At 64.0% G+C, this 25559-nt stretch carries 24 protein-coding genes and 1 tRNA gene; 7 read left to right on the forward strand and 18 right to left on the reverse strand.

What is annotated here, in order from left to right; genetic code table 11:
* Positions 1 to 94 precede the first annotated feature (94 nt).
* Positions 95 to 883 (forward strand): helix-turn-helix domain-containing protein, encoded by a 789-nt coding sequence (locus NLM15_RS27525; protein WP_254120606.1) that lies wholly within the window; start codon positions 95 to 97, stop codon positions 881 to 883.
* 118 nt (positions 884 to 1001) lie between these two features.
* On the opposite strand, the gene NLM15_RS27530 is transcribed toward NLM15_RS27525, so the two are convergent.
* The 4 genes from NLM15_RS27530 to NLM15_RS27545 all read right to left on the reverse strand — a co-directional run bounded on the left by NLM15_RS27530 (position 1002) and on the right by NLM15_RS27545 (position 5735).
* A complete protein-coding gene (locus NLM15_RS27530; RefSeq protein ID WP_254120608.1) occupies positions 1002 to 2219 on the reverse strand; it encodes an ABC transporter substrate-binding protein in 1218 nt (405 codons plus the stop codon).
* A gap of 79 nt (positions 2220 to 2298) precedes the next feature.
* A complete protein-coding gene (locus NLM15_RS27535) occupies positions 2299 to 3057 on the reverse strand; it encodes an enoyl-CoA hydratase/isomerase family protein (protein ID WP_254120610.1) in 759 nt (252 codons plus the stop codon).
* A complete protein-coding gene (locus tag NLM15_RS27540; protein WP_254120611.1) occupies positions 3057 to 4289 on the reverse strand; it encodes a CaiB/BaiF CoA-transferase family protein in 1233 nt (410 codons plus the stop codon). Before NLM15_RS27540 ends, NLM15_RS27535 begins: the two co-directional genes overlap by 1 nt.
* 135 nt (positions 4290 to 4424) lie before the next feature.
* Entirely contained in the window at positions 4425 to 5735 is a 1311-nt protein-coding gene (locus NLM15_RS27545; RefSeq protein ID WP_254120613.1) for a hydroxymethylglutaryl-CoA reductase, degradative, read from the reverse strand.
* A 279-nt stretch (positions 5736 to 6014) separates the two neighbouring features.
* On the opposite strand from NLM15_RS27545, the gene NLM15_RS27550 reads away from it, so the two are divergent.
* Positions 6015 to 7412, forward strand: coding sequence for a PLP-dependent aminotransferase family protein (locus NLM15_RS27550; protein ID WP_254120615.1), 1398 nt, complete (start codon positions 6015 to 6017; stop codon positions 7410 to 7412).
* Between the two features lie 38 nt (positions 7413 to 7450).
* On the opposite strand, the gene NLM15_RS27555 is transcribed toward NLM15_RS27550, so the two are convergent.
* The 7 genes from NLM15_RS27555 to NLM15_RS27585 all read right to left on the reverse strand — a co-directional run bounded on the left by NLM15_RS27555 (position 7451) and on the right by NLM15_RS27585 (position 14723).
* Positions 7451 to 8218, reverse strand: a complete 768-nt coding sequence (locus tag NLM15_RS27555; RefSeq protein WP_254124436.1) for an ABC transporter ATP-binding protein — start codon at positions 8216 to 8218, stop codon at positions 7451 to 7453.
* A gap of 3 nt (positions 8219 to 8221) precedes the next feature.
* Positions 8222 to 9316: a FecCD family ABC transporter permease gene (locus tag NLM15_RS27560; RefSeq protein WP_375166863.1), complete on the reverse strand. Its 1095-nt coding sequence runs from the start codon at positions 9314 to 9316 to the stop codon at positions 8222 to 8224.
* Positions 9313 to 10431, reverse strand: coding sequence for an ABC transporter substrate-binding protein (locus tag NLM15_RS27565; protein ID WP_254120616.1), 1119 nt, complete (start codon positions 10429 to 10431; stop codon positions 9313 to 9315). The genes NLM15_RS27560 and NLM15_RS27565 overlap by 4 nt, the downstream gene beginning before the upstream one ends.
* 4 nt (positions 10432 to 10435) lie before the next feature.
* Entirely contained in the window at positions 10436 to 11278 is an 843-nt protein-coding gene (locus tag NLM15_RS27570; RefSeq protein ID WP_254120617.1) for an alpha/beta hydrolase, read from the reverse strand.
* Between the two features lie 17 nt (positions 11279 to 11295).
* Entirely contained in the window at positions 11296 to 13671 is a 2376-nt protein-coding gene (locus tag NLM15_RS27575) for a TonB-dependent siderophore receptor (protein ID WP_254120619.1), read from the reverse strand.
* 174 nt (positions 13672 to 13845) lie between these two features.
* Positions 13846 to 14499 carry a helix-turn-helix transcriptional regulator gene (locus NLM15_RS27580; protein ID WP_254120621.1) on the reverse strand — a complete coding sequence of 218 codons (654 nt, stop codon included), beginning with the start codon at positions 14497 to 14499 and terminating at the stop codon, positions 13846 to 13848.
* On the reverse strand, positions 14496 to 14723 hold the full coding sequence (locus NLM15_RS27585; protein ID WP_254120623.1) for a hypothetical protein: 228 nt from the start codon (positions 14721 to 14723) through the stop codon (positions 14496 to 14498). Before NLM15_RS27585 ends, NLM15_RS27580 begins: the two co-directional genes overlap by 4 nt.
* A 228-nt stretch (positions 14724 to 14951) precedes the next feature.
* Here NLM15_RS27585 and NLM15_RS27590 point away from each other — a divergent pair, with 228 nt between their 5' ends.
* Entirely contained in the window at positions 14952 to 15221 is a 270-nt protein-coding gene (locus NLM15_RS27590; protein WP_254120625.1) for a hypothetical protein, read from the forward strand.
* A gap of 113 nt (positions 15222 to 15334) precedes the next feature.
* On the opposite strand, the gene NLM15_RS27595 is transcribed toward NLM15_RS27590, so the two are convergent.
* A tRNA-Gly gene (locus tag NLM15_RS27595) sits at positions 15335 to 15408 on the reverse strand.
* A 318-nt stretch (positions 15409 to 15726) separates the two neighbouring features.
* Complete coding sequence (locus NLM15_RS27600; RefSeq protein ID WP_254120627.1) at positions 15727 to 18141, reverse strand: ATP-binding protein; 2415 nt, start codon at positions 18139 to 18141, stop codon at positions 15727 to 15729.
* Between the two features lie 316 nt (positions 18142 to 18457).
* On the opposite strand from NLM15_RS27600, the gene NLM15_RS27605 reads away from it, so the two are divergent.
* Positions 18458 to 19171: an ABC transporter substrate-binding protein gene (locus tag NLM15_RS27605; RefSeq protein ID WP_254120629.1), complete on the forward strand. Its 714-nt coding sequence runs from the start codon at positions 18458 to 18460 to the stop codon at positions 19169 to 19171.
* Between the two features lie 11 nt (positions 19172 to 19182).
* On the opposite strand, the gene NLM15_RS27610 is transcribed toward NLM15_RS27605, so the two are convergent.
* The gene (locus NLM15_RS27610; protein ID WP_254120630.1) at positions 19183 to 19386 is read right to left on the reverse strand and encodes a hypothetical protein; all 204 of its coding nucleotides are present in this window, start codon (positions 19384 to 19386) and stop codon (positions 19183 to 19185) included.
* 28 nt (positions 19387 to 19414) lie between these two features.
* A complete protein-coding gene (locus NLM15_RS27615) occupies positions 19415 to 19594 on the reverse strand; it encodes a hypothetical protein (protein ID WP_254120632.1) in 180 nt (59 codons plus the stop codon).
* Positions 19595 to 19798: 204 nt separating this feature from the next.
* On the opposite strand from NLM15_RS27615, the gene NLM15_RS27620 reads away from it, so the two are divergent.
* Positions 19799 to 20173 (forward strand): YciI family protein, encoded by a 375-nt coding sequence (locus NLM15_RS27620; protein ID WP_254120634.1) that lies wholly within the window; start codon positions 19799 to 19801, stop codon positions 20171 to 20173.
* Here the strand turns inward: NLM15_RS27620 and NLM15_RS27625 are convergent.
* Positions 20140 to 20733, reverse strand: coding sequence for a TMEM175 family protein (locus tag NLM15_RS27625; RefSeq protein ID WP_254120635.1), 594 nt, complete (start codon positions 20731 to 20733; stop codon positions 20140 to 20142). The genes NLM15_RS27620 and NLM15_RS27625 overlap by 34 nt on opposite strands.
* 126 nt (positions 20734 to 20859) lie before the next feature.
* Here NLM15_RS27625 and NLM15_RS27630 point away from each other — a divergent pair, with 126 nt between their 5' ends.
* Positions 20860 to 22917 carry an ATP-dependent helicase gene (locus NLM15_RS27630; protein WP_254120637.1) on the forward strand — a complete coding sequence of 686 codons (2058 nt, stop codon included), beginning with the start codon at positions 20860 to 20862 and terminating at the stop codon, positions 22915 to 22917.
* Positions 22918 to 23138: 221 nt separating this feature from the next.
* On the forward strand, positions 23139 to 23861 hold the full coding sequence (locus tag NLM15_RS27635; protein WP_254120639.1) for a hypothetical protein: 723 nt from the start codon (positions 23139 to 23141) through the stop codon (positions 23859 to 23861).
* On the opposite strand, the gene NLM15_RS27640 is transcribed toward NLM15_RS27635, so the two are convergent.
* Positions 23823 to 24239 carry a very short patch repair endonuclease gene (locus tag NLM15_RS27640; protein WP_256565498.1) on the reverse strand — a complete coding sequence of 139 codons (417 nt, stop codon included), beginning with the start codon at positions 24237 to 24239 and terminating at the stop codon, positions 23823 to 23825. The two genes, NLM15_RS27635 and NLM15_RS27640, sit on opposite strands and share 39 nt — an antisense overlap.
* Positions 24236 to 25408, reverse strand: a complete 1173-nt coding sequence (locus tag NLM15_RS27645; protein WP_254120642.1) for a DNA cytosine methyltransferase — start codon at positions 25406 to 25408, stop codon at positions 24236 to 24238. The genes NLM15_RS27640 and NLM15_RS27645 overlap by 4 nt, the downstream gene beginning before the upstream one ends.
* Positions 25409 to 25559 lie beyond the last annotated feature (151 nt).

Genomic DNA, 25559 nt, shown 5'->3' on the forward strand with positions numbered 1-25559 from the left:
TTAAATCGGGAGTTCACGACACGTGAGAATCGTAGCGCGGCGAAATGACACCGGCGAATTGCGCTCCAGCCACAAGCCGGTGGGCCCCGCAGAAGTGGCACGCTATGCCGGCCAGCTTCAGAAGGTCGAACGACCGGTGGCCGCGATGACGGCAATCTACCCGAACGAGACCACCAGCACGCGGCACGCGCATCGGCGCGATCAATTCGTCCTCCAAATCGCGGGCGTCACCGCCATGATGACGGAGCGCGGCCATTTCGTGATCCCGCCCGGCCATGGATTGTGGATTCCGGCCGGCGTTGTGCATCAGTCGCGCGCCTGGGGCGAGGTCGAGGCGCAGTCGATCTACGTTACGCCCGACCGCGAACGCGAGGCGTCGGATATGTGCCGCCTGGTCCGTGCCTCGTCGCTGGTGGAAGCGCTGATGGACGAAGCGGTGCGCATGCCAGAGACCTACGATCAGAGCGGACGCGATGGCAAGCTCGTCGAGTTCCTGCTGACCGAAATCGCGCGCATGCCGGAGGTGACGCTGCACGTGCAGGTGCCGCCAGACCCAAGGCTTGCGGCTATCTGCAAGGCGGTCCTCGGCGATCCGGCCTCAGACCTCACGCTCGATGACTGGGCCGACAAGTGCAGCCTGAGCCGGCGAACGTTGACCCGACTGTTCCGTCGCGAGACCGGCCAGAGCTTTTCGGTGTGGCGGCAGCGCGTGCGGCTTTTGGAAGCCCTGGCACGCCTGGGTGCGGGCGAACCCGTGACATGCGTCGCGCTGGATGTCGGCTACGATAGCCCAAGCGCTTTCGCCGCCATGTTCAAACGTGAGCTTGGTGCGGCACCGCGGCATTACCTCCGCTGGACCGATCAAGAAGTCGTGCTGCGCTAATCGCCGCGACTGCACGGGAGCGCGCGTGCCCGTCTCTCGGTACGCGTACGCTCCCTCATTTGCGCTCGCCCTCTGCCGCCATGAGCCTGGCTTTGACAACCACGGTCAGACGGTCACGTTATCCCGGCTTCTTGATCAAGGGACAGCGCGACTGCGCCAAGGGCTGGAAGGCCTGATCGGCCGGGATCGTGGCGAGAAGCTTATAGTAGTCCCAAGGTGCTTTGGACTCTTCCGGCTTCTTCACCTCGAACAGATACATGTCATGGACCATGCGGCCATCCTCGCGGATCTTGCCGTTCTTGTAGAAGACGTCGTTGACCGGCAGCTCGCGCATCTTCTGCATGACGTCTTCGGTTTTGTCGGTGCCCGCGGCCTGCACGGCCTTCAGATAGTGCAGGACCGACGAATAGGTGCCGGTCTGCAGCATGTTCGGCATCGCGTTCATGGTCGCATAGAAGCGCTTCGACCACTTCCGCGTATCGTCGTTCATGTCCCAATAGGACGCTTCGGTGATCGTCAGGCCCTTGGCTTCCTTCAGTCCGAGACCATGGACGTCGTTGATGAAGCCGGCGAGCGCAGCGAGTTTCTGGCCACCTGAGGTCAGGCCGAACTCGGCAGCCTGCTTGATCGAATTGATGGTGTCGCCGCCGGCGTTGGCCAGCGCGACAACCTTCGCCTTGGAACCCTGTGCGGTCAGCAAAACGGAGGCGAAATCGGCCGTCCCGACCGGGTGCTTCGTGCTTCCCAGAACCTTGCCGCCGAGCGTCGTGACGACCTCGCCAGTATCCTTCTCAAGGCCCTGACCAAAGGCGTAATCGGCCGTCACGAAATACCAGGTATCGAAACCCTGGCTGACCAGAGCCTTGCCTGTGCTGTTGGCGATGGCAAAAGTGTCGTAGGCCCAGTGGGCGACGTAGGGACCGCAGACCTCGTTGGTGATCCGCGTTGAGCCTGGCGAGCTCAGTGTGATGATCTTTTTCTTCTCTTTGGCAATCTCGAGGACGGCCAGCGCGGGCGAGGACGACGCAACGTCGAGAATGGCGTCGACCTTCTCGGTGCCGAACCATTTGCGCGCGGCGTTGGCGGCAATGTCGGGCTTGTTCTGGTGATCCGCCGACACGATCTCGATCGGCATGCCCAGCACCTTGCCGCCAAACTCCTCAACGGCCATCTGCGCGGCAGTGACGGCTCCCTTGCCGGTGATGTCGGCATAGACGCCCGACATGTCCTCGATCAGCCCAATGCGGACGACGCCGTCGGACACCTTCTCGTTCTGCGCCGCAGCGGGCGCCGCAAACAGCAACAGGCCGACGGCCCCGCCCGCCAGATAACACATCCTGAATTCCGATCGCCTCATAGCCCTACCCCTTTCCAATGAAGTCTTCTTGTTTGCGGCCACCGAAGCGGCCGTGACGTCATTTGTCGCCGGCCCTGTTCGCGAATGCGGCAAGGCCCCGCTTGGCATCCTCGCTGGTGAAGGTGCGCTGGCCGAGCTTGGCCTCGATGCGGAACGCTTCGGTGAGCGGCAGGTCCTGCAGCGTCAGCGCGGCTTCCTTGATGGTCTGGATCGCGACCGGGCTGAGCGCGGCGATCTTTTCGGCAAACTCGTGCGCGAGCGGCTCGACCTTGTCGGCGTCGACGACGTGGTTGACGACGCCCTTAGCCTGCATGTCGTCCGCGGAGAAGCGCTGCGCAGTCAGCATGATCTCCATCGCGTGCGCATAGCCGATCTGGCGGACCAGCCGCACCAGCGTGCCGCCGGCCGGCACGAAGCCGTGCTTCGGTTCGGGCAGCTGGAATACCGCATTGCGCGCGGCGATGCGGATGTCGGTTGCCAGCATGATCTCGAAGCCGCCGCCCATGCACATGCCCTTGACGGCGCTCACGACCGGCTTGAAGAAGCCGGGAAACTTGATGTGCGCCGGATCCCACTCGGAGATATCGAAGCGATCGGAGGCCAGCGCCGGAATCGATTCCGTGAGATCGGCGCCGACACAGAATGCCCGCTCGCCCGCGCCCGTGAGCACGACGGCGCGGATCTTGTCATCGTCCCTGATCTCGAAGAAGGCGCGGCCGAGATCGTCATACATCGCGAGCGTCAGCGCATTCAGCTTGTCCGGCCGGTTGATCCTGACCGTCGCGATATGGCCGTCCCTGGTAAAATCGATCGACATCAAATCGCTCCCGACGCCTTGAGGCGCGCCAGCTCTTCGGGCGAGACGTCCGCGAGACGCGCCAGCACGTCCGCATTGTGCTCGCCCGGCAGCGGCGCCCTCTCGAAGGATATCTGCTCGGCACCGGACAGCTTGATCGGCTGGCCGAACATGCCGATCAGCTTGCCGGCAACGGGCACGTTGACGATCATGTTGCGCGCGGCGATGTGGGGGTCCTCGACCACCTCGGCGATGGTCTTGATCGCGCTGAGCGGGATCTTGTCACCCGCCATCTCCTCGAGCTCGGCCTTGGTGTAGCGGCTGAACCAGCGCTCCAGCAGCGGCTTCACTTTCGTCTCGGCGACGACGCGGTCGAACCGCTTCTCCATCGTGTCGATATCAGGGTCCCTGGCGCGCTCGGGCTCGCCGAACAGGGCGCAGGTGATCGCCCAGAACTTGTCGGTGTAGCCGCCGAAGAAGACGTAGCCGTCCTTGCAGGGAAACTGGCCATAGGGCCGCACGAACGGATGATCATTGCCGAGCGGCGATGCGACGTCCTTCTCGGCGGTGTAGCGGACCACCGCATTCTCGGTCAGCGTCAGGACCGAATCCTGCTGCGAGACGTCGACGACCTGGCCGACGCCTGATGTCTCGGCCTCGCGCAGCGCCGCGAGCGTTCCGATCGCCGCATAAAGCGAGGCCGCGAGATCGCCGATGATGGTGCCGACGCGGACCGGCGGCATCTCGGCGTAGCCGTTCATCGACCACAATCCGCCCGCCGCCTGCCCGGTATTGTCATAGGCGGGTTTCGACGAGTTGGGCCCGGTGCGGCCAAAGCCGCTGATCGCGGTGTAGATGAGTTTTGGATTCTCGGCGCGCAGCACTTCGTAGCCGAGGCCGAGCTTGTCCATCGTGCCGGGGCGGAAATTCTCGATGAGGATGTCGGCCTTGCGGACGAGCTTCTTCAGCAGTGCCTTGCCGTCATCCGATTTGAGATTGATCGTGATGCCCTGCTTGTTGCGGTTGAACTGCGTGAAGAAGGCGCTGAGCTGCTCGTCGCCGACGAAGGGCGGAAACGTCCTGGCATAATCGGGATCACCGGGATGTTCGATCTTGATCACAGTGGCGCCGAGATCGGCTAGCAGCATCGAACAGAACGGTCCTGCGACGACACGCGTGATGTCGAGAACCACGACGTTTTTGAGAGGGCCGCTGCGCGCGGCCAACCCGCCCATGTTTTCTTCTTTTTTCACATCATTCTCCCTCCCCCGTTGAACGCCCGCCGGCATGGCGCGCAATCTCGCTCAGGGGGTGAGCGCCGAACATACATTTTCGAGCTCGCGCGTCGAGGCGGCGAAATGCCTGCACGTCATGCAGGCATCGGCACCTCACGAACGCAGCTTCTCCAAAACCTCCTTGGCGCGATCGACGCGTACGTCGTGATCGGCGGCGAGCGCAGCGGCGACCTTCTCGATCTCGTCGCCGGCGGCCCCTGCAACGATCGCGATGTTCCGGGCGTGAAGCGCCATGTGCCCCTTCTGGATACCCTCTGTCGCAAGCGCGCGGAGCGCGCCCATGTTCTGGGCGAGCCCGACCGCGACGGTGACCTCCGCCAGTTCCTGTGCGCTCTGCACGTCCAGTATCTTCAGCGCCGCGCGCGCGGCGGGATGTGTCTTGGTGGCGCCGCCGACGAGACCGAGCGCCATCGGCATTTCCAGCGTGCCGACAAGGTTGCCCTTGCCGTCGAGTTCCCAATTGGAGAGCGACGTATAGCGACCGGAGCGCGACGCCCAGACATGGGCACCAGCCTCGATCGCACGCCAGTCGTTGCCAGTGGCCACGACGACGGGATCAACGCCGTTCATGATGCCCTTGTTGTGGGTCGCCGCCCGATAGGGATCTACGATCGCGAACGCACAGGCCTCGACGATGCCGCGCGCGACGCGCTCGCCGCTGTACTCGTTGGTATTCAGCGCCTCCGGGGTCACCGACACCATGGCGCGTGCAATGCGCAAATCCGCGTAGTTCGAGAGGATGCGCAGGCGCACTGTGCCGCCGGTGATCCGCTCGATGATCGGCGCGACCGTCTCGGCCATCGTGTTGACCGTGTTGGCGCCCATGGCATCGCGGACGTCGACGATGAGATGCACGGCGAGCATGGGGCCGACCGGCGTCTCCTCGAAAATATGGACTTCGATGTCCCGGCAGCCACCGCCGAGCGAGATCAGCACCTTGTCCTTGGCATTGGCGGCTTCGATGATGCCCGAGCGCTGCTTCAGCACCCGTGCACGGGCACCGTGAACGTCGGTTACGCCCAGCACCTGCACCTGTGCCCGCATGATCGGCCCAGTGCTCGACGTGTGGAAGCCCCCGCATTTGCGGACGATGCGCGCCATGTAGGAGGCTGCAGCGACGACCGAGGGCTCTTCGATCGCCATCGGAACCAGATAGTCGCGGCCGTTCACCGTGAAATTGGTGGCGATACCGACGGGCAGCTCGAACGTGCCGATGACGTTCTCGATCATGCCATTGGCGAGCTCGACCGGCAGCGTTCCGGCACCAAAGGCCTTGCTCTCGGCCTCGCCGAGCGAGGTCGCCTCAGTCACGCGCCCCATCCGCTGCGCGGGCGACAGGTTACGCAGATTCTCCAGGCGCGAATTGATGTTTCGGGACAGCTGCCCCGCCTCGGGTCCGGCCATTGCCGCGTCTCCCACCACGAATTTTTCGGTTGGGGCGACGTTAGGCAGCATCGCACCGCGGTCAAAAGGGACAATTTGAAAATACTGTCCACAACTGTACCCACGCATGAGCGGGAAGATCGGACGGCTTTCTCGGGCGGAACTCCAGCTTGTGCGGTTAGAGGTCACGCGACAAGTCGGCCGCCGCCCCATTGAACCCTCCGACAGCATCTGATTACTGTCAATTCAGGATACACTTCCGAACAACTGTCCTACACCGTACCCGACTGGAGGGGCTGCTTGGCGCGAGCGCCCGACAAACGCGATCATGGAGCAACGCTAGCGGGCGGGCTGGCCAATCGACTGCGTGCGCAAATCCTGTCCGGCGCGATGCCCGAAGGCAGCCGCCTGCCCTCGATCAGAAAAGCCGCTGCAGAATTCGGGGTGTCCAAGAACACCGTGGTCGAAGCCTACGACCGGCTGGTGCTCGACCAGCTCATCGCCGCCAGGGCAGGTTCCGGCTTCGTGATCATCTATCGTGGCGACGATGGGGGCCGACCGAGACACGTCTCGGAAGCCGTCGACATCGCATCGCTGTTGAGCGCCCAGCTCTCGCAGAATTTCGAGATCCGCGTCGGCGATGGTCGGCCGCCCGCGTCTTGGACCGAGCATTCGGAAATCAAGCGTTACCTGAGCAGCAACGGACGGATTCTGCCGGCCGATGCCGACGCCTATGGGTCCGCGCTGGGCTTCCTTCCACTCAGGCAGCAAATCGCGTTACGCTTGCAAGCGCAGCAGGTTGCAGTGAAGGAGAACAGCCTGCTGCTCACGTTCGGCGCGAACCACGCCCTCGACCTGGTGATCCGGGCGATGCTGTCGCCGGGAGATACCGTCCTCGTGGACGAACCCGGCTACTATCCGCTGTTCGCGAAGCTTACGCTGGCGCAGGTCCGGATTGTCGGCGTTCGCCGCACGCCCGATGGCCCCGATGTCGACGACCTCATGGCCAAGATCGATGCTGAACGCCCAAAGTTGTTCTTCACGCAGTCGCTTGGCCATAATCCGACTGGCGGCTCGATCACCCTCCCCGTGGCGCATGCCGTGCTCAAGGCGGCAACACGATCCAACCTCGTGATAGTCGAAGACGATCCGTTCGCCGATCTTCCCATGAGTACGGCCAACAGACTGGCGACGCTCGACCAGCTCAACAACGTCATATCGATAGGAACCTTCTCGAAGACGCTATCGGCGAGCCTACGGTCCGGCTTCATTGCGGCCCACATCGACCGCATCGCGACGCTCGCGGAGCTCAAGATGCTCACCACGGTGAACAGCTCCGGACATGTCGAGCGCCTGCTGCATCGCCTGCTCGTCGATGGCCACTACGACAGGCACCTCAAGAGGCTCGGGCAGCGGACCGAAGCCGCGGCAAGCCGCGTTCAGGCCGATCTGTTACGGGCGGGTCATCAGATTTATTCTACCGCCAAGGCAGGCTATTACGTCTACCTGCTGCTTCCGGAAGGCGTGGACGACATGAAGCTCGCACGCGACGGCGCGAAGGAGAGCATCTTCATCGCGCCCGGAAGCCTGTTCTGCCTGAACAAGCAGAGCCCGCTCGCCAGAGCTATCCGCATCAACGTCTCACGGGCCGACAACCCGAAATTCTTCGAGTTTCTGCTACATAAATTGTCGGCTTAGCGGTTCAGCAGGGTACCTGACCGGTTGAGCTGCCGCGCTCAGCCGACTTGAATATGTAGTCCGCCTCCGGCCGTATGCTCCACGACCGCATCGATCCCGTAGACCTTTCCCAGCATCGACGATGTGATCACCTCTCCCGGGCCGCCGTGAGCGAACAGCCTGCCGTCGCTCAACACGATGACCGAATCTGCCCATGACGCCGCAGCCTGAAGATCGTGAAGCACCATGATCACGATCGTGCCCGCGCTTGCTGTCTCGCGAACATTGGCAATCACTTTCTGTTGGTAACGCAGGTCGAGCGCGCTGGTCGGCTCGTCCAGCAGCAGGAGCCGTGGACGACGCACCAGGGCCTGGGCAAGGCTGGCCAGTTGCCGCTGACCGCCAGAGAGCGTGTCGAACGGTTGGAGCGCGAGGTCGAGGATCTTGAGCCGGTCCAGCGCTTCGAGCGCGCGCTGCCGTGCGTCGTGTCCATCAGCCGGCGCATCGACGGGAGAGGCACGGAGCGCCGCAATGATTGCTTCCACCACCGTGAGCGATAGCCGCTGCGGCGCAAACTGCGGCATGAACGCAATCCGACGCGCCCGCTCGGCGGCAGAAATGCCCAGCAGGTTCACTCCATCCAGTCGGATCGTGCCGCTCGCCGGAAGCAGGCCCGCGAGCGCGCGCAGAAGCGTAGTCTTGCCCGCACCGTTCGGGCCAACCAGCGCGGTGATGCGCCCCTGCCCGATCGGCGGCAGCGTCAGTCCCGTCAGCACCTCACGCCCGCGATAGCCCGCCCGTACATTGTCGATCTCGAGACCCGTCATCACTCAGACCGTCCCGCGCCTGTTGAAAATCAGCGAGAAGAACACAGGCAGCCCTACCATGGCGGTCACGATTCCGATCGGGATCAACACGCCGGGAATAATCGTCTTGGAAGCGACCGAGGCCAGCGACATGATGGCGGCGCCGGTCAGGGCGCTCGCGGGCAGCAGGAAGCGGTGATCCTCCCCCAGCAGGAGACGCGCGATATGCGGGCCGGCCAGCCCGACAAATCCGATCGTTCCGACGAAAGCGATGGCAGTCGACGTCATCAGGCTGACGCGCAACAGCGCCATCAGCCGCAGCCGTGCGATGTTGATGCCGAGGCTGCGGGCGCGATCCTCGCCGAGCCGCAGCGCCATCATCGGCCATGCTGCGCGCTGGGCGAACGGCAAGGTAACGAGAAGCACGAGCGCGAGCACGCGGACCTTGTCCCAGCTCGCCCGCGACAGGCTGCCCATGGTCCAGAACACCAATTGCTGGAGCGCCTGCTGGCTCGCCAGGAACTGCGTCAGCGCGACCAGCGCGTTGAAGGTGAAGAACAGGGCGATGCCGCAAAGCACGAGGATGTCCGTCCCCGAACCGCGCCAGCGCACCACGGCCTGCAACACCAGCACGACGATGGTCGCGAACACGAAGGCATTGGCAGAAATCAGCCAGGTCTGCGGCACGCCGGGGATGCCGATGCCGAGCACGATCGCCAGCGCCGCGCCGAACGAAGCGGAGGACGACACGCCCAGCGTGAAGGGGCTTGCGAGCGGATTGTCCAGGATCGTCTGCATCTCGGCGCCCGCTGTGGCGAGCGCGAGGCCAACCAGCACGGCGAGCACGGCCTGAGGCAGACGGACCTCCCAGAGGATCGCGGCCTCGGCCCCCGAGAGCGAGTCCGGTCGCAGGATGCCGCCGAGCGCGCCGCCAAGCCCGAGCCGCGAAGGCCCGGTGCCGAGATCGGCGATAAACGCGGCGAGTGCGACCAGCGCCACCAGCACGAGCCAGATCATCCTGCGCCGCACCAATGCACGATACGCGGCTTCCGTGCGCGCCAGCAGATCGGGTGACGCATCCCCCTGCCCCCGGCCGGCCTGCGGCGACACGGCGCTCATTTCAGGTCGATCCAGTAGACACCCTGCAACGGCACGGCGAGGAAGCGGGCGTTGAGCTCGGAGATGGTCGCATCGGGATCGATCTCGCGCGCGGCTTCCGGGTGGATCCAGCGCGCCAGCGCCTCGGCCGCGACCAGATTGAGCGGGGTCGAGATGATGTTGTGGAACAGCCCGTGGACGCGGCCGTTGCGGACGGCGCTGAGGCCGGAGAAGCCCGGCCGCGCCACCACCGCGGCGAGCCGCTCACGAATGGCCGCAGGGTCGAAGCCGGGCCCGATGACGAGACCGCCTGACGCTTTCAGATGTGCCCCGCCTGTGCCGATATAGATGTCGGGATTGGCCGCGATGACATATTCGAGGCTGAGCTGCGCGGTCGGCCCAGGCGCGACGGAGGCCGAGATGCTGTCGCCACCGGCGAATGCGATGAAGCGGCCGATGTTGCCGGCGCCCGGCGCGTGGCAACAGTCACCGACGCTCGCGTGCGTCTCCAGCAGTACGCGCGGACGCTGCCCATTGGCACGCGCGACGAGGTCGGCAATGCGCTTCATGCGCGGTTCGTAGAATTCGGCGAACTCACCCGCCCGCGCATCGCGCCCGATCACCCGGCCTAGGATACGCACGCTCGCCACCGTGTGCTCGAACGGCGCGACGAAGAAGTCGGTGAACACGACCGGGATGCCAGCGGCTTCGAGCTGCCGCGCCACGTCATTGGCTCTGCCGCCAGGTGCGAAGGAGATCCCGAGGACGGCAACGTCGGGCTTGATTTCGATCGCCCGCTCGACCGGAAAGGTGCCGTCGCTGCCGATGCCGAGCACCGGGACCTGATCGATCTCAGGGAATTTCCGGCGGTATTGCGCGTAGCTCTCGCTGTCATTGCGGCGGAAGTCGCCGAGCCAGGCCGCGAGGAAATCGACCGGCTTTGGATCGAGCAGCGACAGCGCGATGATCTGCCTACCCTCCGCGAGCAACACGCGCTTTGCGGGGCGCGGCAAGGTGACCGTGCGGCCCGTGATATCAGTCACGACGACGCCTTCGTCCGCCGCGGCCGGCAGAGCGGCAAGCGTGACATACGCGGACGCGATCACAGCGAGGATAATGATCACAAGGCGGCGCATGGGGTCACTTCGGCGGCAGCGCGAAACGAAGCGCGAGACTGATGGCTGATGGCACCACGGACGCATGATTCTCGTCCTCGAACATCCGGAAGGAGACATCGAGCGAGGCGTCGCCTGCGCGCCCAAGTTCGGTCGAGAATTCGCGGGCGTTGTCCACCATCCGGTTGCGCCGTATCCATGATCCGTAATCGTCGGCATCATTGTCGCCGGACATGCCGCCCTGCTCGAGGCTGCCGACGGTAACGAGCACGCGCCGCCGCGCCATCGGCGGCGGCTCAAAGTTTGCCAGCCGCTCCCTGAGTTCATCGGGTGCGAACCAGATCGACGGGCTGGCCGCGATGGTGCTACGGACCAGCGCCGGCCGGGTCAAGAGCGCGTAGAGCGCAAAGAGGCCGCCGAAGGAATGACCGAACAGCGCGGTGCGGTCGGGATCGATGGGGAATTCGTTCGAGATCGCCGGCGCCAGCTCGTGCTGGATGAAGTCGAGGAAGTGGTCGGCGCCGCCGGTCTCGCCCCATTCGCGATTGCCCGGCCGCTGCGCGAGGCGACCTCCGGCGACCGGCGGCGTATAATCGCAGGTCCGCCGCCTGGCATCGATCCAGTGCGCGGCCGGATAGCCTATGCCGACGATGATCGACGGCGCCACGCCGGTACGCTCGGCGCGGCGCGACTGCAGCGCCAGCGCGGCCGCCGCGATCGGAAACATCCCGTTGCCGTCCAGCAGATAGAGCACGGGCAGCGGCCCGCGCGGCCGCGGTTCCGGCTGCCAGACGAATATCCGATAGTCGTGCCCGGCGTTCGAGCGCATGTCGCGCACCGACGCACCGGGCAGCACGGCATCGATCATCGGAGACTTATCGTTCGCTACCACTGGTATCGGATCGTCCCCATGGTCGAGCGGCCGTTGCCATAGAAGCACTGGGTCGCGGAGGCGCAGGCCGACACATAGGTCTTGTCGAACAGGTTGGTGACGTTCAGCGCCAGCTTCCAGCCCTTCAATTGCGGCGACAGGCCGTAGAGGTCGTAGTGCAGCATGGCGTCGGCGAGGATGTAGGCCGGCACGATCATCGCCATGGAGTTGATGTTGTCGCCGAAGGATTCGCCGACATAGCGAACACCGCCGCCGAAGCCGAAGCCCGCCATCTGGCCGCTCTGGATGGTGTAGTCGACCCACAGCGAAGCCGTGTTGGCGGGCGCGCCGACCGGCGCCTTGCCCTGGATCGAGATACCGCTGACCACTTGCGTGCTCTTGGTGATCTCGATGTCATTGTGGGCAGCGGCCGCGATGATGTCGAGACCGGGGATCGGCGTCAGCTTGGCACCGAACTCGATGCCCTTGGAGTTCACCTGGCCCTGCTGGATCTGGCAGTTGACGCCGGACTGGGTACACGCCGGATAGGTCGCATAGAGATGCGTCGTGTCCGTGGTCAGCACGTTGTTCTGCGTGATGTCGTACAGCGACAGCATGAAAAAGCCGTTGAAGCCGTTGGGCTGGTACTTCACGCCGACTTCGTATTGCTGGCCGGTGGTCGGCACGAAGGCCGCGCCGGTGTAGTCCGTGCCGATGGTCGGCTCGAACGAGGTCGCATAGCTGACATAGGGCGCCAAACCGCTGTCGAACAGATAGGTCAGGCCGGTGCGCCATGTCGTTGCGGAGTCGGAAGGGTGGCTGCGGTTGGTGTAGACACCGGTAGCGATCGTGCGCGTGTCCGAAGTGGCATTGGCCCAGTCGTTGCGCACGCCGATCACCGCAGCGAGCTTGCCGAGGCGGATCTGGTCCTGGAGATAGACGCCGGTCTGCTCGCGATCCTGGAGCGTCTGTGTCGTGATGGCCGGCGCGGCGATCGTGCCGTAATTGGGATTGAGGTAGTTGACATAGGTGGTGGTGCCGTTGCCGAAGGTGGCGTCCGCCGTGGTCTTCTGGAAATCGACGCCCATCAGCACGGTGTGCTGGAGCCAGCCGGTCGCAAACTTCGCCTCCGCCTGATTGTCGATCGCGCCGGCCTTGAGCGTTTCGATGTAATGCGTGCTGGTGCGTCCGATGCAGAGGTTGGTCGTGGCGCCCGCGCCGCAGGTCGCGCCCGCGCCGAAGCCTGTCACCGAGAGTGCCTTGAAGTCGCTGGACACCGTCATGTAGCGGAGATTTTGCCGGACCGTCCACGTCTCGTCGAAATGGTGCTCGAACTCGTAGGCGATGGAATCCTGCGTACGGTCGTAGCTGTTGTAGTTCGGATTGCCGGCGAAGAAGTTGCGCGGGATCTGTCCGTTCGGATTGATCTGGAGCGTGCCGAGCGCCGGCAGCCAGTTCGGCTGGTAGCTCGAGGGATCGCGATCGTGCACGGCGCGCACGGTGAAGGTGGTGTCGATCGTCGGCCGCCACGTGATCATCGGCGCGATGAATTCGCGCTCGGTGGTGGTGTAGTTGACGTCGGTGTCGGCCTTGCGGCCGAGTCCGATCAACCGGTAGAGCAGCTGCCCGTCCTGGGTGATGGGACCGCTGACGTCGAAGCCGCCCTCGATGCGATTGTGGTCGCCGAAGCGGGTGAACACCTCGCCCTGCGGCGTTGCCGACGGGCTCTTGCTGATCAGATTGACCATGCCGCCGAGATTGTTCTGGCCGTAGAGCACGGAGGCCGGGCCGCGCAGGATCTCGACGCGCTCCAGCAGATACGGGTCGATCGACGGCATCGCATAGGACACGCCGCGTGGCACCCGCAGGCCGTCCCAGAAATGAAGATAGTTGGCGTTCGCACCGAAGCCTCCGAAGCCCCGGATGAAGACGTTGTCGAAACGGTCGCCGACACGGCTCTCCGCGACGACGCCCGGCTCGTAGCGCAGGGCCTCGGCGACCGAGCGGGCGCCTTGCGTCGTCATCTGCTCGCGGGTGACGATCGTGATCGACTGCGGCGTCTCCAGGATCGAACTGTCGGTCTTCGACCCCGTTCCGGTGCGATGGGCGACGATGCCGCGCACGGGTCCGCGCGCCGTCTCCTTCGCAGTGCTTGATCCTGCGGCCAGCGTCGGCGTCGGCTGGGTTGCCGCGGCGGCGCGCGGAGCGGCAGGCGTGGCTCGCGCCGGACGGCGCACTGTCCTCGGCGTCGACCGCTCGACCACCACCGGCGGCAGGTTCGTCCCATTGGCCGATTGCGCATGGGCGACCTGGACGGCATCCGGCCACTGGCCCGCAACAACCAACGCCGAAGCGTAGAGCATCCATCTACCGCGAGAAATCTTCATCATCCCCAAAGTCCGACATTTGCCGCGGCACCCCGCGCCGCGCCGCAATCGGTGTTGCACGATGGGGGAATAGGACCTAGGGGCCGACTTTCGTTCGCCGGACTCTCGCTTTCGTTCAAAGTTAGGAGACCTAAAAACTGGGTCAGGATGCCGCGAATGGTGTCGCGCTTCTTGCCGTCAACGCAGGCTGCTCGGCGAGACGCCGAAGCGCTTGCGGAAGATGGTGGCGAAATGAGCGGCACCGTAGCCGACATGGAAGGCCGCTTCCGACACGCTCATCTCGCCGGTCGAGATCAGCTTGTACGCCTGCTCCAGCCGGTATTCCTGGAGGAAGCCGAACACGCTGGCGCCATAGACCTGACGAAAGCCCGCGGAGAGTTTTCGCACGTTGAGGCCGACCTGCTGCGCCAGCGCATCGAGGCTTGGGGGCTCGCGCACGGATGCCACAAGCAGATCACGCGCCTTGCGAATGCGTTCGACGTCGCGCGCCGCGAGCCGGTTGTCGGCATCGCCCGCCTTGGTGCTGCAGGACGAGATCGCGAGCGCGACAAGCTGCATCGCCTTGCCGCAGAGGTAGAGCTCGCGCTCAGGCCCCTGGATCGGACAGTTGTTGATCTGGAACACCAGCGCCTGGAGATCGCGGCCGGCGGGACAGGAGGCCAGCTGCGCGCCGCTGGCGCCCTTACTGTCGATCGCTTCGAAGGAGCGGTCGAGCGCGTTCGTCATCGCGGCGCCGAGCACGCTTTCGTTCATCTGCACGATCAGATAGCGGATCGGCACGTTGGCGGCGAAGACCTGGTCGCGCTCGGTCTCCGCCGAGCTGCGGATCAACAGAACGGCCGGCCGCAGACCTCGCGCTCGCGCCCGCCGCCGACGCTGATCTGAAGACGGCCGCTGAGCAACACCACCGTCTTGATGCCCGCGGTGAGCGCCGTATTGACCCGCTTGGGCTGCTCGAAGCGGTTGATACCGGCGGACAGGATCATCGCGCCGGCAAGCATCTGGAGCCGCTCGTTCCCGCGGCCCGCCTCCCCCGCCATCGTTCGTGTGGTCACCCGTTATTCGTCCGTCAAAAATCCTTCGGTCCCTTCTACGGAGACCAAGCGGCGCACGAAAGTGGCGCAAATCAGAATCGCTCAAAACTGAATCGATCGAGAGAGCAGACCCCGACTCTGCACTGAAGTGCATACTCCAAGAGCGCGGCAAACTTGGTCCCAGAAAACTGCGAAGCGACTTCAACCTTTAAGCCCCGGCCAACGCGGTGTTCATGAGACAGGCATCAGATGATTTGCGAGTACGCGTTGCAGGACGGCCGACGACTGGGAACGCGCCGGGTCACAAGCATCGACGCCCCTTTTGTGGATCAGCTCTTCGATAAGCTCCTCTTCAAAGAGGTGTTACGAGCGGTCTTCATTGCGCGATTGGCTGCCGTACGTCGCCATGGCGGCACGACCGAAGCAAGCACATCAGGGCTCACGGAAAATGGTCGTCAACAGCGGCCATGGCGCGCGATCTGCATGATGATGACGAAGCCAAGCAAGATGCGCAAATGAAGCGCATCAAGGGCCGAGCAAGACGAGCGAAAGGAAAGTGAACGCTTGTCAGAATGAAAACGCTCGACTTGTCAGAATGAAAAGAACTTGACGCACTAAACTATTGAAATCATTGGAGCGGGTGAAGGGAATCGAACCCTCGTATTCAGCTTGGAAGGCTGCTGCTCTACCATTGAGCTACACCCGCGTCGGGCGATCACCTAACACGCCCGGGCGGCAGTCTCAACTGCTCAGGACCGGTCTTTCCCGCCTCGCGGACAGGCCTGTTCCCGCCTCCGGCGCCCCCCTTAACGGCGGCAGGGTTTGCCCCTATATTGAGGTCTTCCGAAACCAACGAAAGGAGGTGATCCAGTGTCTTTTACCAAGCGCTGTCACCTCGCTGGGATCGCCCGCTGAGCTTTAAGTAGGGCTTGGCATCGGGGCGCTCTCAGCCCTGGACCAGCGAGCAAGAAATCGGGCGCGACGGGGCCTTCCCCGCCGCGCCTTTTTCTTGAAGTCCGCGCCGTCAGGCCGGTGGCTCGCCCGCAAGCACCTCGCGAATTTTCTGCGACAGCTCCGACTTCCGGTAGGGCTTCCCGAGCAGAGCCACGCCGGGATCGAGATGGCCTTCATGGACGACGGTGTCGTCGGTGTAGCCGGAGGTGTAGAGCACCCTCACCCCCGGGCGGCGAATCCGGACGGCGTCGGCCAATTCACGCCCGTTCATGCCGCCGGGCATGATGATGTCCGTGAACAGCAGATCGAATTTGGCGCCTTGGTCGACCAGCGCAAGCGCGGCTGCGCCGTCGCCGGCGGCGAGCGTGCGATAGCCGAGGGTGCCGAGCTGGGCGATGACATAGCCCTGCACCAGCGGATCGTCCTCGACCACGAGGATCGTCTCGTGCCCGCGCGCCGCGGCGAGCGCCTGCACCGGTGCCGTCCTGTCCGGCGCCTCGCCCTCCGAGCGCGGCAGGAACAGCCGCATCACCGTGCCATGGCCCTCTTCGCTCTCGATGGCGACGGTGCCGCCAGTCTGGCGGACGAAGCCGTAGACCATGCTCAGCCCGAGCCCGGTGCCGCGACCGACGCCCTTGGTGGTGAAGAACGGCTCGAACACGCGCTCGCGGATGTCGGCGGGAATGCCGTGGCCGGTGTCGGTGACCGCGACCATCACGAAGGCGCCGTGCATGACATCACCGTCGCCGGCACCGCTGGCGCCGTTGAGGTCGCGGTTCGCGGTCTCGAGCGTGAGCCTGCCGCCCCCCGGCATCGCGTCACGGGCGTTGACGGCGAGATTGACGATCGCGGACGAGAGCTGCGACGGATCCGCCATCGCGAACCAGGCGTCGTCCGCGAGCCGGGTCACGATCTCGATATGCTCGCCGAGGATCGGCTTCAGCAGCTTCGCCGTCTCGACCACGAGTGCGTTGACGTCGATCTCGCGCGGCTCGAGCGGCTGGCGGCGCGCGAAGGTCAGCAGTTGCGAGGTGATCTCCGCGCCGCGCGCGGCCGCATCGTCGATCAGCTGCGCGATCGCGGCGAACTCGGGCTTGTCCGCAAGCCCCTCCTGGACGATCTCGATGGTGCCGGTGATCACCGTGAGGACGTTGTTGAAGTCGTGCGCGACGCCGCCGGTGAGCTGGCCGATCGCGTCCATCTTCTGGGATTGGCGCAGCCGCTCCTGGGTCTCGTGCTGCACGGTGAGGTCGGTGGCCGACCCGCGATAGCCCATGAAGGCTCCGTCGGCGTCGAACACCGGGTGGCCGTTGACGCTGAAATGGCGTACGCGTCCGGCCGTATCGCGGCCACGATACTCGAACTTCCGGAACGGCTCGTGGCGCTCAAGCGTCGCATTGTGCGCGCGCCATTTCTCCGGCTCGGCGTCGCGGTCGAAGGCGCCATCGGACCTGCGCTTGCCGATCAGGGCCGCACGGTCCATGCCGAAGGCACCGACCCGCTCCGAGATGTAGGTGAACAGGTGATCCGGTCCGGTCTCCCAGAACCAGTCGGAGGCGGTCTCGGCATAGTCGCGGAAACGCTGCTCGCTCGCGCGCGCGTCCTCTTCGGCGCGCCGACGGATCTTCAGGTCGCGCTCCAGATTCGCATTGGCCTCGCGCAGCTCGCCATAGGCCCGCCCGAGGTTCGCGCACATGGCGTTGAAGGCGTCGATCACCTTGTCCAGCTCGTCGGGATCGCTGGGCGGCCGGCGCTCGAGTTGCAAAGGCGGCGGCGGCCGCGCCAGGCTGTATTTGCTGACGAACTCGGCGATGGCGACGAGATGCCGCGTCACCAGCAGGTGGAACATGTAGATGATGAACAGCGAGACGAGAAAGGTCTTCGCTGCCTGGCTTGCCAGGATGATCAGGGCCCGGTTCAGCAATTGCTGATAGACCTCGCTCAGCGTCGCCTCGACATGGAGTACGCCGATCGGGCGTGCCGTCCCCTGGACGCTGTAGTTCAGCGGATAGTCGCGTGTCACCGCCGAACGGGTGCCCTTCTCGCCGACCGCGACACGGATCGGATTGGGACGATCGGCGATCTCGCGCACCTCGGCGGCGCGGATATCGGGCAGCCGCAGGATGCCTTCGAGCTGGAGCTTGAGCTGGTTCTGGTCGAGATTCCACAGGCTCTCGCCAAGGCTGCCGGTCGAGCTGCGGCCGATCTCGTCGAGCCGCGTATCGATGAGCCCGACCTCGCGGTGGTAGTCGAGATAGAGCTGAAGCGCGGTCAACATCAGCGTGACGATCGAGGAGAACAGCAGCACGGCGGCCAGCAGGCGCGGTCCGACGCCGCTGCGCAACCAGTCGAAGATCCGCGACAGCAGTGTCCCGGTCATCGCTGGCGCAAGTGCGGGGCCGATCCCGCTCAAATCCTGCTTCGCGGCCGCCGGGGCAACGGCACGGCGGCTGCGCTTAGAGTCCTCGTCGCCTGCATTGCCCATGCACCACGTCCCCGGAATGGCGACACCCTGCTCCGGACGGCCGGTCGCGGCCGCGAGCAATTCGACAGTTGAGATTCTCTCGTCACGCGACCTGCGTGATGATCCTGCCGGCCCATGGGCGCCTTGGCGGGGTCTTATCTTGCGCCCAGCAGCAGGATTCTCGCGCAAACTATCACTTCACGTCCTGGAATGACATTGGGTAAAGTCCTGCATGACGGGCGCGGTGAGCGCTGCGGCCGCGACAGGCGCCACCACCGGTAGATCGCACGGGCATCAGAATCCAGTGGTAGCAACACACGATCGAAGGAGACGCCTCATGTGGCGGATCATCGTCGCCTGCCTGGCATTGCTCGCACCCGGTCCGTCGCCGGCGCAGGAGCTGATCCGGCTGGCGCGGATCGCCGACATCCCCGATCAATATGTCGGCGGCGAGATGCTGCGGGCCGTCTACGCCAGGCTGAACATCAAGCTGGAGTTCGAGGACGTCCCCGGCAAGCGCGCGCTGGCACTGTCGAGCGCCGGCGAGGTCGACGGCGAGATCCAGCGGATCGGAACGCTCTCCCGCGACTACCCGACGCTGATTCAGGTCACGCCGGCGATCAACTATATCGAGCCGGCGGTCTTCGCGACGAAACTCCGTTTCGACGTCGATGGCTGGAATTCGATCAAAGACTACAGCATCGGCATCGTCCGCGGCGTCGGCTCCTCGGAAGCCGGCACGCGCGGCATGGCCCGCGTCACGGCGACCACGAGCCTCGAGAACATGGTCAGGATGCTCGACGCCGACCGTTTCGACGTGATGGTCACCGACCTCTTCAGCGGGCTCGTCGCGGTGAGGAAACTCGATCTGCAGACCAGGATCCATCCGCTCTCGCCACCGATGGAGCGCATCCACATCTACCACTATCTGCACGAACGGCATCGCGATCTGGTGCCGAAGGTCGGCAAGGTGATCGCGCAGATGGAAGCGAGCGGCGAGCTGGCAACGCTGCGCGAGGCGCTGGTCAAACGGGTCCTGAGCGCGCAGTGACTGCACCGGGCTCAACCCGCACGCAGCCGCTCGCGCAGGGCAACGGCGGCAATCAGCAGACCGATGCACCAGGCCATGGCGGCGCGCGGCGGATCATCGCCGAGGAGGACCGTGAAGATGCTGGCGAACAGGCACGGGGCGATCACCTTGCTGGACCGGCTCGCGAGCGAGAGCAGGAACGGCATCGTGGCGATCAATATGTGAAGCACGCTCATTGTCGCACCCCGGTTCGCCGCGCAGGGCTCAGAAGCCGCAGACGTTCAGTGCGCGCGGCTGCTTGCCGCGGCGGCTTTCGACGATCCGCTCGCCGCCGTTCTCGACCGAGCTGCCGTAATAGCGGTGATGGCCGCTCTGGTCGTGCAGATCGGCAGGCACCGATTGTGCCGCCCGACGCGCGTCGCAGATGATCTTGATGGTCGACATGGCCGCCTCCGAATGGCTTCATTATTCTCAGTGGCCATCAGTCGCGCCGGTTTAGGGCGGCGTTCACACTTTTGGGCCGCAATCGGGTTTCAGAACGGTTTCGTCGCCGCTCCCGCCGCGCAATATTTTCCGCGCCGCCATTGTCGGGAGCGGCTGGGGTGATACGTCCTTTGGGGCGCGCGCAGCAAAATCAACGAGGTAATGATGCTCTACGCCATCCTGGCCTATCACGTGGAAGACGAGATCCTGTCCTGGACTCCGGAGAAGGACGCCGCGGTCGTGGCGAAAGTCATCGAGGTTCAGCAGCCGCTCCGGGCAAGCGGACACCTCGGACCGGCCGCCCGTCTGGATGAGACCCGAAAGGCCCGCACCCTGCGTGGCCCCGGCGCGGGCATCGTGCTGGACGGACCGTTTGCCGAGACCAAGGAGCAGCTTCTGGGCTTCCACCTTGTGGAATACGACACGGATGAGGAGGCGATCGCGGCGGCGCGGAAGCTGCGCGAGGTCAATCCGAGCGCGGTCTACGAAATCCGCCCGGTCAAGCTTTACGTGCCGGCCGACGGGTTCGGCGCGACATAGAAGCGCTGGATCAGGAGCCCGCCGAAGGCGATGAACCACACGAAGGGCGCGACATGCGGCGCGAAGGCCGCAACGATCGTGCCCGGGATGAACACCAGCAGCGGAAACAGCGACGCCATGAGCTCCTGGCTCCAGCCGCCAAGAATCCTCCGCCACAGCCAGGCATTGAGGCCGGCGATCGCAGTCAGGTGCAGGCCGTAGAGCACCGCGACCGCGCTGCTCATGCCGTAATTGGTGTAGAGGCCGTTGGTGACAGGCAGCAGCACGATCGACAGCAGGAAGAACAGGTTGAGGATCACCATGCCGCGGCTGCCTACGGGCTGGCGCGCCAGCCGCCGGTGATGGCTGATCCAGAACACACCGGCGATGATGAAGCTGAGCGCAAAGCCGGCAAGCTTGCCGGAATAGACCCGCGCGAGATCATTCCAGTCCGGCGCGCTGGTGAACACCGCCGCCTTCGGCAGGTCGTAGGCGAGCAGCGTCATGGCGACGCCAAAGATGGTGTTGCTGAGCGATTCCAGCCGTCGCATCTCGAACTGGTCGGGCTTGAGCTCGGTCATGCCGGGTGCGCTTTTCGGGCTGGAACTTTGGGCCGTCTTGTCCCTAGGTCTTAACACCGGCTCCGTCCAGCCGCATTGCGATTCGTGCCGGGATCGCCGATTCTCACCCTTTCACCGGGGCGATTCGTGGCGACATATCTGGACACGCTCAATGCGGAGCAGCGCCGCGCCGTGGAGCATGGCGTGGCCGACGGTGCGACCGTGGGCGCCCCCCTGCTCGTCATCGCCGGCGCCGGCTCCGGCAAGACCAACACGCTGGCCCACCGTGTCGCGCATCTGATCGTCGCCGGCGCCGATCCCCGCCGCATCCTGCTGATGACGTTCTCCCGCCGCGCCGCGTCCGAGATGGCCGGCCGCGTCGAGCGCATCGCGCGAAAGGTGCTGGGCGAGAACAATGCCGCGATCATGCGCGACGCCCTCACCTGGGCCGGCACCTTCCACGGCATCGGCGCGCGACTGCTGCGCGAATATGCCGAGCGGATCGGCGTCGATCCCGCCTTCACCATCCACGACCGCGAGGATTCCGCCGACCTGATGAACCTGGTCCGGCACGAGCGCGGCCTGTCGAAAACCGAGAGCCGCTTTCCGGCCAAGGGCACCTGCCTGTCGATCTACTCGCGCTGCGTCAATGCCGAGATGGAGATCGAGAAGGTGCTGGGGGCGCACTATCCCTGGTGCGCGGGCTGGGCCGCCGAGCTGAAAGGCCTGTTCGCGGCCTATGTCGAAGCCAAGCAGGCCCAGCACGTGCTCGATTACGACGACCTCCTGCTCTACTGGTCGCAGATGATGAGCGATGCGCTGATCGCCGAAGAGATCGGCGGCCGCTTCGATCACGTGCTGGTCGACGAATATCAGGACACCAACCGCCTGCAGTCCTCGATCCTGCTGGCGCTGAAGCCGGATGGACGCGGCCTCACCGTGGTCGGCGACGACGCGCAGTCGATCTATTCGTTCCGCGCCGCCACCGTGCGCAACATCCTGGACTTCCCGCAGAGCTTTTCGCCGCGCGCGGAAATGATCACGCTCGACCGCAATTATCGCTCGACGCAAACCGTGCTGGCGGCGGCCAACGGCGTCATCGGTCTTGCCCGTGAGCGCTTCACCAAGAACCTCTGGACTGACCGCAACGCGTCGCAGAAGCCGCAGCTCGTCACCGTGCACGACGAGGCCGACCAGGCGCGCTACATCGTCGAGGAGGTCTTGGCCAACCGCGAGCAAGGCGCGCTGCTCAAGCACCAGGCAGTGCTATTCCGGACCTCCTCGCATTCCGGTCCGCTTGAGATCGAGCTGACCCGCCGCAACATCCCGTTCGTGAAGTTCGGCGGGCTCAAATTCCTCGACGCAGCGCACGTCAAGGACGTGCTGGCGCTGCTGCGCTTCGCCGAGAACCCACGCGATCGCGTCGCCGGCTTTCGCATCCTGCACCTGTTGCCAGGCATTGGCCCCGCGACCGCGCAGCGCGTACTCGATCAGATGGCGGAGAGCATGGACCCGCTGCACGCGCTCGGCCAGCTCCCGGTACCGGCGCGCACCGGTGCAGACTGGACCGACTTCGTCCGCACGGTCGAAAATCTGCGCTACTCGGAATGGCCGGCGGATCTGGAGCGCGTGCGGCTCTGGTACGAGCCGCATCTCGACCGCATCCACGAAGACTCCGAGACGCGCCGTGCCGATCTGATGCAGCTCGAGCAGATCGCCAGCGGCTATGCCTCGCGCGAAAAATTCCTGACCGAGCTCACGCTCGACCCGCCGGATGCGACCAGCGACAAATCCGGGCCGCCGCTGCGCGACGAGGACTATCTCATCCTCTCCACCATCCACTCCGCAAAAGGCCAGGAGTGGAAGTCGGTGTTTGTGCTCAACGTGGTCGACGGCTGCATGCCCTCCGATCTCGGCGCCGGCACCAGCGCCGAGCTCGAGGAGGAGCGCCGCCTGCTCTATGTCGCGATGACCCGCGCCAAGGACGATCTGCACCTCGTCGTGCCCCAGCGCTTCTTCGTCCACGGCCAGGCCGCCAAGGGCGACCGCCACGTCTACGCCTCGCGCACCCGCTTCATCCCGGAATCCCTCGTCTATCTGTTCGAGCGCACCGCCTGGCCGAAGGCAGGCGCGGCCGGGGCGCGCACCGCCGCGCAAGGACCCAAGGTCGACATCGGTGCGCGGATGCGGGGGATGTGGCGGTAGACCGACAAACAGAAAACCAAGCATTCCCGGGCTCTGTCAGCCTTGTGGTCTCCATCGTCGAGCATGTAAACAGGCAGATAATCAGGACAATCGAGGCGCGAATGCACGGGCCCACAATCCTCGTACGAACGTTGTCGAACACGAATATTAGCGATCGTTACCATAACTCGTGGCAGTACCACTCGAGGAGTGACCGCCATTCCAAGATCGCATGCTGGGGAGTGATTTTCGATCTATTGACGTCGACCCCACTTCTGAAGCGACATGTGGAGGCTGGAACAGTCTGCTTTGGCATCAATCATGAAATGCGCGACTTCGTCCATGATCGAAAGAAGAATCTTGATTTGGTGCTTTGTACACCGGGTGGGCCTGCCACTTCAGAGACCTTAGCCAGCATTGCAGCAGGATACGGCATCGAACTGACTCCCGAGGAGCAAGCGACATTCGGGAAACTTCCACGACTTGCTCGGGCTCCGGTCGGCGCCGTGTTGATGGCTCTGGAAGCCAAGGCCTGTATGACAGCTCATCAGCGAGCTCTTCCCCGTCTATATGACGAGCTCAATTCATCCCATCTCACCGTGCACGGAGCGACTGACGAAGCGATAGCAGTCGCCTTCACGATGGTGAACGTCGCAGAGACCTATCTCAGCCCAGATCTAAACAAGAAGAACAGAACATCCGACCCAGAATGGAGTCGACACAAGCAACCGAAAGATGCTCAGCTTGCAATCGACAAGATAAGACAACTGCCGCGTCGCTCAAGAGTCGGGGACGTCGGCTACGATGCGATTTCCATCGTGGTAATTGATATGGCAAACGACGGTAGTCCCGTTCAACTCCTTGAGACGCCTCCCGCTCCGCCCAGGGGTGACATCTATAACTACGAAAGCATGATAGCCCGGCTTTCAGGAATATATGCCACCCGGTTCAAGGATCTTGGCTAATTTGTCTCGGATGCGGTGTTCCTGACATTCCCAGATTACTACGACGCGGTACCCCTCCTTGCGAAGGAGCCGTACGCTTCGCGCGTCTCTGCGCTTGTTGTCGCGGAACTTGTCGAGCCAAAATCGCCGATTGGATTTTGGTACCGTCGCCTTGTGGCACCCCCCGTGATGATGCCAAAAACAACCATGCACGAATACAGCCCACCGCTTCGACCTATTGGCAAAGTCCGGACTACCAGGGAGCTTTCGAACGTTCTTGCGATAGTGCAGCCCTAAATCACGCAGCACCGACGCGACCACAGCTTCGATCTTTGTATCCCTCTGCCTAATCCGCGCCATCCGTGCGGACGTTTCTGCGTCAGGACGAACAATCCTCATTCCGCAGCAACAGCAAAATTCGTACTGCTCGAATCAACACGACGTTCCATTCGAGCAAGATGCCCGCGAAGCCGATCTTGAAAGCCATCCGCAAATCGAAGCTTGGCCCGTTCGGTTCTCGAAAGGAAGCCGCGCGTCGCCCGCACTGAAAGGGGCTTTCCGTCATATCGAAGAAATGTGGTCAAAGACGAACGCTGTTCCCACTTCGGATAAGCATTGATGTGAACGGCATGTCGCCGCTTGCCATCAAATCGCGCGGCCTTAGGCCATCGGCCATTCGCCGGCAACTCGCCGTCCCGGCCAACCTCATACACGCCTGGATGAGCCAAGCGCGAACCCAGCCATTTGGCAACAGGCACCGAAACCGCGTTCCCCACGAGAGACCAACGAAGCGACGTGCGCGAGACTTCTTCGGCTGGACTGGTCCAGTTCTCCGGAAAACCCTGGAGGCGCTCAGCGTCTCGGATATCCGGCGTGATCACGTCCCCCGTAGGAAGCAAGATAGCGGGGGGGGACGCGATCCCAACGGTAGAACCGTTCTTCAACGTGGGAATGGAATCTGGCGCCCAGCCAAGCCCCCGAATCCCCTCGGTCCAATAGAATCCGTGGGCATGAGCGTCGAGATCGGTTCGTGCCAATGCTGGCTCTGCTTCGTCCGTAAGAACCACCGACGCGGGATCAACCTCGGTGGTGGTCGCGACAAAAAGCACTCGCTCACGGCGTTGGGGCAAAAACGAGAGGCTATTCACCACTCGATAAGCCCAACGATAGCCAAGCTCTTCAAACGCCTCGACGAGGGTGCGCATTCCGCTTCCCTTGTCGAGTTGTAGCATGAACGACACGTTCTCTAAGACAACCCAAGGCACTCGCCGACGATCGAGCAACCGAAAGATCTCGCCGACCAGTCCCGAGCGGGCGCCACCGATACCTGCGGTTCGACCTGCTTGGCTCAGGTCTTGGCAAGGAAAACCACCCGCTATCAGTTCGGTTTCTCTTGGAAGGGACTTGAGCTCGCGAACATCGCGTTTACAGGGAACATCGGGCATTCTGGCAGCAAGAACCGCGCGAGCCGGCTCCCAGATCTCGCAAAGCAAGCCCGGCTCATGTCCAGCCGCAGCCAATCCTTGCTCCAGTCCCCCGATGCCTGCGAATAAGCCCGCGACCTTCACTTCCAACCCCAACCGATTCGAAACACCCAACTGTCTTGGCTAGCACGTTCTCATTTTGTTCTCAATTGCCATTTGGATTAGCTCACAAAGAAAATGTCGGGTTTCTTCCCATCGAAACGAACAGCACGCATCGTATCGCAACACTTCGTCA

Source organism: Bradyrhizobium sp. CCGB20, assembly GCF_024199855.1.
Taxonomy (GTDB): domain Bacteria; phylum Pseudomonadota; class Alphaproteobacteria; order Rhizobiales; family Xanthobacteraceae; genus Bradyrhizobium.

Excerpts from the sequence above, each read along its gene's own strand:
- NLM15_RS27530 (WP_254120608.1), bottom strand. The coding sequence starts at position 2,219 with ATGTGTTATCTGGCGGGCGGGGCCGTCGGCCTGTTGCTGTTTGCGGCG.
- NLM15_RS27535 (WP_254120610.1), bottom strand. The coding sequence starts at position 3,057 with ATGTCGATCGATTTTACCAGGGACGGCCATATCGCGACGGTCAGGATC.
- NLM15_RS27545 (WP_254120613.1), bottom strand. The coding sequence starts at position 5,735 with ATGGCCGGACCCGAGGCGGGGCAGCTGTCCCGAAACATCAATTCGCGC.
- NLM15_RS27555 (WP_254124436.1), bottom strand. The coding sequence starts at position 8,218 with ATGACGGGTCTCGAGATCGACAATGTACGGGCGGGCTATCGCGGGCGT.
- NLM15_RS27560 (WP_375166863.1), bottom strand. The coding sequence starts at position 9,316 with ATGAGCGCCGTGTCGCCGCAGGCCGGCCGGGGGCAGGGGGATGCGTCA.
- NLM15_RS27565 (WP_254120616.1), bottom strand. The coding sequence starts at position 10,431 with ATGCGCCGCCTTGTGATCATTATCCTCGCTGTGATCGCGTCCGCGTAT.
- NLM15_RS27570 (WP_254120617.1), bottom strand. The coding sequence starts at position 11,278 with ATGATCGATGCCGTGCTGCCCGGTGCGTCGGTGCGCGACATGCGCTCG.
- NLM15_RS27575 (WP_254120619.1), bottom strand. The coding sequence starts at position 13,671 with ATGATGAAGATTTCTCGCGGTAGATGGATGCTCTACGCTTCGGCGTTG.
- NLM15_RS27590 (WP_254120625.1), top strand. The coding sequence starts at position 14,952 with ATGATTTGCGAGTACGCGTTGCAGGACGGCCGACGACTGGGAACGCGC.
- NLM15_RS27600 (WP_254120627.1), bottom strand. The coding sequence starts at position 18,141 with ATGGGCAATGCAGGCGACGAGGACTCTAAGCGCAGCCGCCGTGCCGTT.
- NLM15_RS27605 (WP_254120629.1), top strand. The coding sequence starts at position 18,458 with ATGTGGCGGATCATCGTCGCCTGCCTGGCATTGCTCGCACCCGGTCCG.
- NLM15_RS27610 (WP_254120630.1), bottom strand. The coding sequence starts at position 19,386 with ATGAGCGTGCTTCACATATTGATCGCCACGATGCCGTTCCTGCTCTCG.
- NLM15_RS27615 (WP_254120632.1), bottom strand. The coding sequence starts at position 19,594 with ATGTCGACCATCAAGATCATCTGCGACGCGCGTCGGGCGGCACAATCG.
- NLM15_RS27620 (WP_254120634.1), top strand. The coding sequence starts at position 19,799 with ATGCTCTACGCCATCCTGGCCTATCACGTGGAAGACGAGATCCTGTCC.
- NLM15_RS27625 (WP_254120635.1), bottom strand. The coding sequence starts at position 20,733 with ATGACCGAGCTCAAGCCCGACCAGTTCGAGATGCGACGGCTGGAATCG.
- NLM15_RS27640 (WP_256565498.1), bottom strand. The coding sequence starts at position 24,239 with ATGAGGATTGTTCGTCCTGACGCAGAAACGTCCGCACGGATGGCGCGG.